The sequence below is a fragment of the Microcoleus sp. D3_18a_C4 genome, from assembly GCF_036702415.1.
Lineage (GTDB): Bacteria > Cyanobacteriota > Cyanobacteriia > Cyanobacteriales > Microcoleaceae > Microcoleus.
This window is the reverse complement of record NZ_JAUBTI010000040.1, coordinates 44,364-52,837: the sequence shown is the minus strand read 5'-3', so window position 1 is coordinate 52,837 and position 8,474 is coordinate 44,364. Positions and strand designations below refer to the sequence as shown.

Genomic DNA, 8,474 nt, shown 5'->3' with positions numbered 1-8,474 from the left:
AATACAAACAATCTAAATAAACCCGCCCCACCCCACCAATAACCTACATGAACCTTGATTTCATCCCATCCTCCAAACGTATATATCGATTTACCGTTGGGTGGGGGCGGGTTTACGAGATTGTGGATTATTGACGATGATTGTTTGTGAAACCCGCCCCTACAAATCTTTTTCTCAAAATAGAAACCCAACATTTTCGCTACAATTTTCCTTAACTGAACCGTATTGCGACTTAAACGCCATTGCCGTTTCCATACATTTTGCAAAAAAATGCTTGACATTGCTACCAGTCTGTGCTAGGTTATCGAATAGTATTGTGTTTAACCCACAAATCGCAGCACTTCAGCTATGTTCACAGCCAAGTTCACAGCCAACAGCTATTTTTATTTTTGGTACCCCCAAGTTCGCCCGGAGTGAATTTACAATTCACTGTGAACATCCGGGCGAACCGCAGATTAACACCTGCGGTTTTGTTTTTTCTACTTCTTTCCCCAACAACCAATCGAGTACAAGCGAAAACAGCAATGACATTATTTAGTAACTGGTACAACAGCTTTTATTTTTGGCCCAACAAGAGTTCTGGGTAAATTGTCGCGCTGTCTTTTCGCACCAACCCGGAACTCTTAAAAGTTCCGGGTTTTTTGTTGTCAACCACCCACTTAAATTTCCCAGGAAAATTCCCTCATGTTAGAAGCCAAACTCGTCACCAAATCTCATCCCGAACACCAAACAATTGTCAAACTCTCAGAAACAGTCTCAGTCGGCGGCACAGAATTATTAATCATCGGTGGCCCCTGTACCGTCGAAAGTTCCGCACAAATGGAAACAGTCGCCCGCCAACTATCCGCCGCATCCGTGCAAGCTTTGCGAGGCGGAGTCTACAAACCTCGCACATCTCCCTATGCTTTCCAAGGCATGGGAATTGAGGGACTGGAAATTTTAGCCGATGTCAGCCGGCGTTACGGTTTACCCGTGGTGACAGAGGTAATGTCGATCGCCCAAATCGATCCAGTTGTCACCTATGCTGATATGCTGCAACTAGGCAGTCGGAATATGCAAAACTTCGAGTTACTAAAGGCGATCGGTCAAGCCGGAAAACCAGTCCTGCTAAAACGCGGCTTGTCAGCCACAATCGAAGAATTTGTGATGGCCGCCGAATACATTCTCAGTCACGGAAATCCTGATGTAGTTCTCTGCGAAAGAGGCATCCGCAGCTTCGACAATTACACGCGGAATGTATTAGATTTAGGTGCAGTCGTAGCACTGAAACAGTTAACTCATTTGCCAGTAATAGTAGACCCTTCTCACGCCGTCGGCAAGCGAGAATTAGTCGCACCACTAGCCAAAGCAGCGGTTGCTTGCGGTGCAGACGGATTAATTATTGAATGTCACCCGCAACCGGAAAAATCCGTTTCTGACGCGCGGCAAGCTCTTTCTTTACCAGATATGATTGATTTAGTTGCGAGTTTGCGGCCTGTAGCCGCCGCCGTTGGCCGCTGCATACCCGATATTAATGTGCACTCTGAGGTATTAAGTTTGAAGTGATATTAGTAGGAAATAATCTATAATTTTTAACGTCAAACTCTACATTCGGTTTTAACCGATATCTTGCACCATTGTCAGCAACAGGCAAGATGCCTGTTCCACAATAAAATTTATCTTTTGTGGAACAGGCATCTTGCCTGTTCATAAATTGAGAATGGTGCAACATATCAGTTTTAACTCACATCTTGCACCATTCTCAAGAACGGGCTCTCCGGCCCGTTCCACAAAGAGTAGATTTTCTTGTGGAACAGGCATCTTGCCTGTTCATAAAAGGCTAATTGAGAATGGTGCAACATATCAGTTTTAACCGAATTGAGCTTTGAGGCAGGGGTTTAAACCCCTGCCGGAATCGGGGAAAGCGCGTGTTTCACGAATTTAGATTAAAATAAAAAATAATACTGTCATCTACGAAATTTTGCTTAATTATGGCAATACTACTTAACGTTCCCTCGATCGTCTGTTCCGGCTGCGGTGATACAATTACCAAAGCCATCAAAACTGTTGACTCCGAAGCTACTGTCAATGTGGATGTCGCAGCTAAGACTGTTACGGTTGAGGCTCAAGCTTCTGAAGAATCAATTAAACAGGCGGTGGTGGTGACAGGCCACACCGTCCAAGATTAATATCTAGTTGGGGGGGGGCGGGTTTACCAGATTATTAATCTTAGGCCGAGATTATTCGTAAAAGCCGCCCCTACAGAATTTTAAATCCATTATCAATGCCCTGTTTGCCCAATGCCCAAAAGATTATTCTTCGTCTAAGTGTTCGGCGACGGCTTGGTAAAGTTCAAAAACGTGGCGATCGAGTAAACTATAAAAAACTTGTCTCCCAACCTTGCGGTAACTTACCAACCGCATCGCCCGCAATGCCCGCAACTGGTGCGATACTGCTGACTCGCTCATACTCAACGCCGCAGCTAAGTCACACACGCACAGTTCTTGTTTTGCCAAAACCGACAGCAGCCGCAGCCGATTCGCATCTCCCAAAAGACTGAAAAACTCAGCCATCCGCTGAGCTTTTGCGGTGTTGAGAACTTGTGTTTGGATGTCCCCGGCCCGCACACTGTCAACCAAGTGCGGTCGATCGCACATTGGTGTATCGTTTTGTGCGGGAGGCTGACTTATCGCTCCATTAACAGCAGAGTTGGGTGACATCTTTTCCCGGCTAGTTTTAATTCTCATTTTCATTTTAGTGCGATCGACAAACCTTTTGTAACAAAACTTTTACATTCCCTTGACTAATATCTGAATATGTGTTCAGATATTAGTAGAGATAAACAACCCCACCAGGAGAAGCTCAAATGACTACCGCCACCCAAACAAAATGTGCCTGTCCTTCATGTTCGTGCGTGGTCAGCCCCAGCGAAGCCATTGAAAAAGACGGCAAAACATACTGTTCCAGTGCTTGCGCTAACGGGCACCCCAACGGCCAAGGCTGCGGCCACACCGGCTGCGAGTGCAACAAATAAATATTCGGCTTCACAAAAGATTAATCACCAACTGCCAAATATATCTAAAGGGAGATGCGAACCGCGCATTTCCCAATTTTTTTGCTTTTAGGTTAAAGAAAAGTTAAAATAAAGCTAACTTAAGGTTAAGACTGCATTAATAGACTAAATACAGAGCCAAAAAGCACAACTGCTACTTACGCAATACAATAGAAGCAAGTTAGCGCCGCGATACTGAGTACAAATAGTGCTATTAACAGCAGAGACCGAACCAAAAGTTGAATACCAAAAGTTTAATTAGGAGGGGGCAATGAAAGAGCGGGAAGATTTTTTACATCCTCGCAATCGCTACTACGGTGATTTCACGCCAGAAAACTTGGCGTTTAATGCCAACTTGCAGGAGTTTGCTCAAAAAATAACTTATATTTGCTCGCTGGAAACAGGGGGGAAAATTAGCGCTGAGAAAGCCTATAAAGATATTAAGATGCTTTGGAAAGACTTAAAATCCTCTAAGAAACAATTGGGAATTGGCCAAAAACCCCCCAGTACCGAGGAGCAAAATTCACCTTAAAGTCATCGCAGCCAACGCAGCGTTTGCAATCGAAAACCCCTGCGATTGCCAGCGCTGCTTTTTGCTGCGTACCCAACAAATGTAAGGCAATACGCTTGGGTTAAAACTATTTATTCCTCGGAGATCCCCCTAAATCCCCCTTAAGAAGGGGAGTAGGGGTTGACTTTGAGTAAGTTCTTGTCCCCCCTTTTTAAGGGGGGTTAGGGGGGATCAAGCTTAACTGAACCCTCTTGAAATATAAGGTGGTTGCTAGTAGGCGAACTTTAGAAAGTCTAGGGTTTGGAATTGGGTGCAGTTTCTCCGGCAAAGGAAGTACAATTGCCACCGAGGCCAGAAATAATCGCGCAAGTATTAGTTTTCAGCATTCCCTGATATGTATCAGCACCCGTGCCGGGGCCGCCCAACTCGTCGCTGTAAAGTTCTTTGTCCCAAATTTTGACATTTGCCTCCCTCGCCACAGTCTCCATCAACTTCGGATTAGTTGTAGTTTCGGCAAAAATTGTCGGCACTCCTGCGGTCTTAATTTCTGAGGACAATTCGGCAATTCTTGCGGCGGTGGGCTGTTCCTCAGTCGTCACACCCTGCAAAGCTCCAGCCATCTCCAAACCGTAAGCATCGGCATAGTAACTCAGAGCATCATGAGTTGTTACTAACTTGCGTTTTTCTGGTGGAAGAGTCGCAATTTGAGCTTTTATCCAAGTATCTATTTTTTGCAACTCATCTGTTAAGCTTGCTGCATTTTTTGTATAAAGTTGAGCATTCGTGGGGGAAACTTTGATCAATTCATCGCGAATAGTTTCTACCATACGGATGCCATTTTGAGGGTTATGCCAAACGTGAGGGTCAGGGACTTTTTCGCCTTCTGCATGGGGTTTGTTTTCCGCTTTCTCTTCGCCGTGTTCGTGCTCGTGTTCGCCCATCAGGGGTTTGGGAACGGCGAGTTCGTGGACGGCGATTTTGGGTGCGGAATTACTGCTAGATTCAATTAACTTAATGATGCTTGGTTCGTGGTTGTAGCCTCCGTATAAAATCAGATTGCCCGTTTCAATCGCTTTGCGGTCTTCCGGCTTGGTTTGATAGGCGTGGGGGTCGTCTCCCGGCTTAATTAGACAGGTGGTGTCGATCGAACTTTGAGCGATTTCTCTAGTTAGGTTGCAGATAACGCCAGTCGTGGCGACGACTTTGGGCAAGTTGGCGGCGGGACTGGCTTGAGTTTGAGTCGCGGCCGGACTCTCTGACACCGGATTGGTTGCGTTCTGCCCTCCACTGCACCCAACCAGTCCGCAGCCAATTGCCAAAACAGCCGCACCGCACAATCTGCCGCTTTTTCCAGCCCAGTTCTTTAACATTTTCACCTTTGGAACGATAATCGTTATTGCTTTTTCGAGTTATCCTATTGTAGTAGCTACGAACAAGAATCGTTCTCAAAATCTCGGATTATGTTAGAAGTGCAAGACTTAGCTGTCAATTATCGAGGAATCTCGGCCATCAACAGCGTGAATTTCCAGTTAGATCCCGGACAATTAACCGGTGTGTTCGGCCCCAACGGCGCGGGGAAAAGCACGATGGTGAAAGCGATGCTGGGATTGATCCCGGCCTGTCGGGGTTTGGTGAAATATCAGGGGCGACTGCTGAAGCAACAGTTGTCGCGGGTGGCTTATGTGCCGCAGCGATCGCAAATTGACTGGGATTATCCGATTACGGTGTGGAATGCGGTGATGATGGCGCGAACCGTCCAGACTGGTTGGTTTCGCAGTCCCTCGAAGCAGTCGCAAGAATTGGTAAAAGCTGCTTTACTGCGGGTAGGAATGTGGGATTTGCGCGATCGGCAAATTGGCGAACTGTCTGGCGGACAGCAGCAGCGGATTTTCTTAGCGAGGTCGATCGCCCAACAAGCCGATTTATTCTTCTTCGACGAACCTTTTAACGCGATCGACAAAGCAACAGAAGAAATTATTTTCGATATTTTTGCCGAACTTAAAGCCGAAAATAAAACATTGCTAGTAATCAGCCACGATTTAGGCAAAACTTTAAAACAGTACGACAATTTATTATTGCTCAACAAGCAGTTAATTGCGACTGGTTCCTGGCGGGAAGTCCTCACCGCCGCCAATATTCAAAAAGCCTATGGATACGATTTAAGTTTAGTGTCAGCGTAACCAAAAAAAGATTTATCTTTAAAATTGATTGTGGCACAGGCGTCCCGCCTGTGAAGTGGATTGTGGCACGGGCATCTTGCCTGTGCAATTAATTGTGGCACGGGCATCTTGCCTGTGCAATTAATTGACTGTGGCACGGGCGTCCCGCCTGTGCAATTAATTGTGGCACAGGCATCCCGCCTGTGCAATTAATTGAATGTGGCACAGGCGTCCCGCCTGTGCAATTAATTGTGGCACAGGCGTCCCGCCTGTGAAGTGGATTGTGGCACAGGCGTCCCGCCTGTGAAGTGGATTGTGGCACAGGCGTCCCGCCTGTGCAATTAATTGAATGTGGCACAGGCGTCCCGCCTGTGCAATTAATTGAATGTGGCACAGGCGTCCCGCCTGTGAAGTGGATTGTGGCACGGGCATCTTGCCTGTGCAATTAATTGTGGCACGGGCATCTTGCCTGTGCAATTAATTGACTGTGGCACGGGCGTCCCGCCTGTGAAGTGGATTGTAGTTGAAAAAATCCTATTATTGACCTAATTCAATGTTAAATTTGCTAATTGAGCCCCTCAAATTCGAGTTCATGCGAAATGCGATCGCCGTCGGCGTTTTGCTAGGAATTCTCTGCGCCGTTGTTGGCTCCTATTTAATTGTACAGCAAATGGGAATGATGGTTGACATGATTGCCCATTCAGTATTACCCGGATTGCCGGTGGCTTTTTATTTAGGTTTCAATATTTCGATCGGCGCGTTTATATCGGGAATTATCAGCGCCGGGATTATGGCGTGGATTCAATCACAATCGCGCCTAAAAATTGATGCTGTGATGGCATTAATTTTATCTACATTTTTAGCACTTAGCATCACGCTGATTAGCCTCTTGCGGACAACCAAATTAGACTTAGACGGGTTTCTGTTCGGGAATATCTTGTCAGTTGCGCCTGCTGACGTGCAGCAGACTTTTGTCATAACTTTGATAATTTTGGCGACCGTTAAAATGTTTTATAAAGAACTGCTATTTTATACTTTTGACCCCCTGGGATCGCAAGCCTGCGGTTTGCCTGTAAACTGGATTTATTTGGGGATGATTTCGGCGATTACGCTGACGATTGTTGCGAGTTTGCAAACTGTGGGGGCGTTGTTAGTAATTTCGCTGTTAATCGGGCCGGGAATAACGGCGTATTTGTTGGTAAAAGAGCTACATTTAATGATGGGATTAGGAGCTATTATTGGAATTACAGCTAGCGTAACTGGTATGTATCTCAGCTATTATTGGAATATGCCGTCTGGTGCGGCAATTGTATTAGTTGTTTTTGGGTTATTTTTAGTAGCTTTGCTGTTCAGTCCCACTCAAGGGATTTTGACCAGAAAGAGAGGATAACACTCCAGGACGCACTTCGACGCTTAGAAACCGGGTTTTTTACTCGATGCAGTCTGCAACGAAGTATACGCTCGAAAAACCCGGTTTCTGGATACCCGTGGGTAAGTCCTAAAGTTTTCAATTGTTTATGTTTTGGTCAAACTGGTGCGCCCGTTATGCGAACTTACCGCCGCCCGAACCCTTGGCCGCGCATAGATTTATGACCAAACCAGCAATTCGCCTCCACAGCCACCAGCGACGAGAAACTGGCCTTCGGGATGCCATGCCAGACAGGAAAAACCGCCCTCTGCACCTTCTAGAATTTGCAGCAATTGTTCTGCTTCGTACCACAAACAAACTTGACCGTCTGCGGATGCGGAAGCTAATAAAAATGTGCTAGGTTGAAAGGCGATCGCATTTACCACATTTTCATGCACTTCTAACCCCCAAGAATCCCAACCGACACTTTCATCAGCGTGTTTTTCCCACACTGAAATCCCTTCAGAACTCGCAGCAGCTAACAAAGGCGCACCCAAGGAATTAGTTTTATCCGACCAAGCTAACTGCCGAACTTTCCCAGGAAAACCCTGCATTACCCACGGTTCAAAATTACCCCATTCATTAACAATTAGAGTATTGTCCATATTGCCGCAAGCTAAATATTCCCCTTGTGGCGACCAAGAAACTGCACCTGTTGCGGAGGGTACTGATAAAATTTCCGGGTCTTCGTCCCAGTCTTCACCATGCCAAACTTTGACACCTTGATAGCCGCTAACTGCCAGATATTGAACCATCGGATGCCATGCTAAATCAAGGATAGATGATGACTCGAAATTCAGCGTTACTTCAACAACATTATCCTCAGCATTCCAGACTTGAACGTAGCGGCCCATACTGAAAGCTAACTGGTTGCAGTTGGGACTCCAAGCTAACTTATCAACCCAGACGCGCTGGTTATCCAAATCAGCCATTAATTCCCCAGAATTAACGCGCCAAATTCGCACTTTTCCATCTTGTCCGCCCGCAGCTAGGAATTGGCTGTCGCGGGAAAAAGACAAGCAATCGGCTGATTTCTCCGTAGCACTTTGTAGCGTTTGCAAGGACAATTCATTAACTGCCCCTACTTTCGCCAGCATCACTTCGCCCGCAGCAGAACAGACTCCTAAAGTTGTGCCGTCCGGCGACCAAGTAACAGCAGTTACGTAGTCAGACAGCATTGCTTCGGCATGAATTGCTAGGGTTTGTTCACTTTTATTTGTCTTTTTGCTACCCATATTTATTGAATCTGAGATGTTGTACTCTTCTTAAGAACGGGCAAGATGCCCGTTCCACAAAAGATGAATTTTCATCTTGTGGAACAGGCATCTTGCCTGTTCCATTCCACAAAAGATGAATTTTCATCTT

The 8,474-nt window shown here is 46.1% G+C and carries 10 protein-coding genes; 6 read left to right on the top strand and 4 right to left on the bottom strand.

Going from position 1 to position 8,474, the window contains the following annotated elements; genetic code table 11:
* Window positions 1–684: 684 nt before the first annotated feature.
* Both aroF and QUB16_RS18355 read left to right on the top strand, forming a co-directional pair.
* Window positions 685–1,545, top strand: a complete 861-nt coding sequence (gene aroF / locus QUB16_RS18360) for a 3-deoxy-7-phosphoheptulonate synthase (RefSeq protein WP_333318202.1) — start codon at window positions 685–687, stop codon at window positions 1,543–1,545.
* Between the two features lie 425 nt (window positions 1,546–1,970).
* Window positions 1,971–2,168 (top strand): heavy-metal-associated domain-containing protein, encoded by a 198-nt coding sequence (locus tag QUB16_RS18355; RefSeq protein ID WP_333318201.1) that lies wholly within the window; start codon window positions 1,971–1,973, stop codon window positions 2,166–2,168.
* Window positions 2,169–2,291: 123 nt separating this feature from the next.
* Here the strand turns inward: QUB16_RS18355 and QUB16_RS18350 are convergent, their stop codons facing one another.
* Window positions 2,292–2,699, bottom strand: a complete 408-nt coding sequence (locus tag QUB16_RS18350; RefSeq protein ID WP_333318198.1) for a metalloregulator ArsR/SmtB family transcription factor — start codon at window positions 2,697–2,699, stop codon at window positions 2,292–2,294.
* 146 nt (window positions 2,700–2,845) lie between these two features.
* On the opposite strand from QUB16_RS18350, the gene QUB16_RS18345 reads away from it, so the two are divergent.
* Together QUB16_RS18345 and QUB16_RS18340 are read left to right on the top strand one after the other, a co-directional pair.
* A complete protein-coding gene (locus tag QUB16_RS18345; RefSeq protein ID WP_333241518.1) occupies window positions 2,846–3,013 on the top strand; it encodes a metallothionein in 168 nt (55 codons plus the stop codon).
* Window positions 3,014–3,302: 289 nt separating this feature from the next.
* Window positions 3,303–3,563: a DUF7219 family protein gene (locus QUB16_RS18340; protein WP_006631574.1), complete on the top strand. Its 261-nt coding sequence runs from the start codon at window positions 3,303–3,305 to the stop codon at window positions 3,561–3,563.
* A gap of 272 nt (window positions 3,564–3,835) precedes the next feature.
* On the opposite strand, the gene QUB16_RS18335 is transcribed toward QUB16_RS18340, so the two are convergent.
* Window positions 3,836–4,912, bottom strand: coding sequence for a metal ABC transporter solute-binding protein, Zn/Mn family (locus QUB16_RS18335; protein ID WP_333318196.1), 1,077 nt, complete (start codon window positions 4,910–4,912; stop codon window positions 3,836–3,838).
* A 90-nt stretch (window positions 4,913–5,002) separates the two neighbouring features.
* Between QUB16_RS18335 and QUB16_RS18330 the strand changes: the two genes are divergently transcribed.
* The gene (locus QUB16_RS18330; RefSeq protein WP_333318194.1) at window positions 5,003–5,722 is read left to right on the top strand and encodes a metal ABC transporter ATP-binding protein; all 720 of its coding nucleotides are present in this window, start codon (window positions 5,003–5,005) and stop codon (window positions 5,720–5,722) included.
* A 156-nt stretch (window positions 5,723–5,878) separates the two neighbouring features.
* Here the strand turns inward: QUB16_RS18330 and QUB16_RS18325 are convergent, their stop codons facing one another.
* Window positions 5,879–6,127, bottom strand: a complete 249-nt coding sequence (locus tag QUB16_RS18325) for a hypothetical protein (protein WP_333318192.1) — start codon at window positions 6,125–6,127, stop codon at window positions 5,879–5,881.
* 127 nt (window positions 6,128–6,254) lie between these two features.
* On the opposite strand from QUB16_RS18325, the gene QUB16_RS18320 reads away from it, so the two are divergent.
* On the top strand, window positions 6,255–7,091 hold the full coding sequence (locus QUB16_RS18320) for a metal ABC transporter permease (RefSeq protein ID WP_333318190.1): 837 nt from the start codon (window positions 6,255–6,257) through the stop codon (window positions 7,089–7,091).
* Window positions 7,092–7,288: 197 nt separating this feature from the next.
* On the opposite strand, the gene QUB16_RS18315 is transcribed toward QUB16_RS18320, so the two are convergent.
* Entirely contained in the window at window positions 7,289–8,344 is a 1,056-nt protein-coding gene (locus QUB16_RS18315; protein WP_333318188.1) for a WD40 repeat domain-containing protein, read from the bottom strand.
* Window positions 8,345–8,474 lie beyond the last annotated feature (130 nt).

Bases quoted from the DNA above. Each gene is read 5' to 3' on its own strand.
- aroF (WP_333318202.1), top strand. From the start codon at position 685: ATGTTAGAAGCCAAACTCGTCACCAAATCTCATCCCGAACACCAAACA.
- QUB16_RS18355 (WP_333318201.1), top strand. From the start codon at position 1,971: ATGGCAATACTACTTAACGTTCCCTCGATCGTCTGTTCCGGCTGCGGT.
- QUB16_RS18350 (WP_333318198.1), bottom strand. From the start codon at position 2,699: ATGTCACCCAACTCTGCTGTTAATGGAGCGATAAGTCAGCCTCCCGCA.
- QUB16_RS18345 (WP_333241518.1), top strand. From the start codon at position 2,846: ATGACTACCGCCACCCAAACAAAATGTGCCTGTCCTTCATGTTCGTGC.
- QUB16_RS18340 (WP_006631574.1), top strand. From the start codon at position 3,303: ATGAAAGAGCGGGAAGATTTTTTACATCCTCGCAATCGCTACTACGGT.
- QUB16_RS18335 (WP_333318196.1), bottom strand. From the start codon at position 4,912: ATGTTAAAGAACTGGGCTGGAAAAAGCGGCAGATTGTGCGGTGCGGCT.
- QUB16_RS18330 (WP_333318194.1), top strand. From the start codon at position 5,003: ATGTTAGAAGTGCAAGACTTAGCTGTCAATTATCGAGGAATCTCGGCC.
- QUB16_RS18320 (WP_333318190.1), top strand. From the start codon at position 6,255: ATGTTAAATTTGCTAATTGAGCCCCTCAAATTCGAGTTCATGCGAAAT.
- QUB16_RS18315 (WP_333318188.1), bottom strand. From the start codon at position 8,344: ATGGGTAGCAAAAAGACAAATAAAAGTGAACAAACCCTAGCAATTCAT.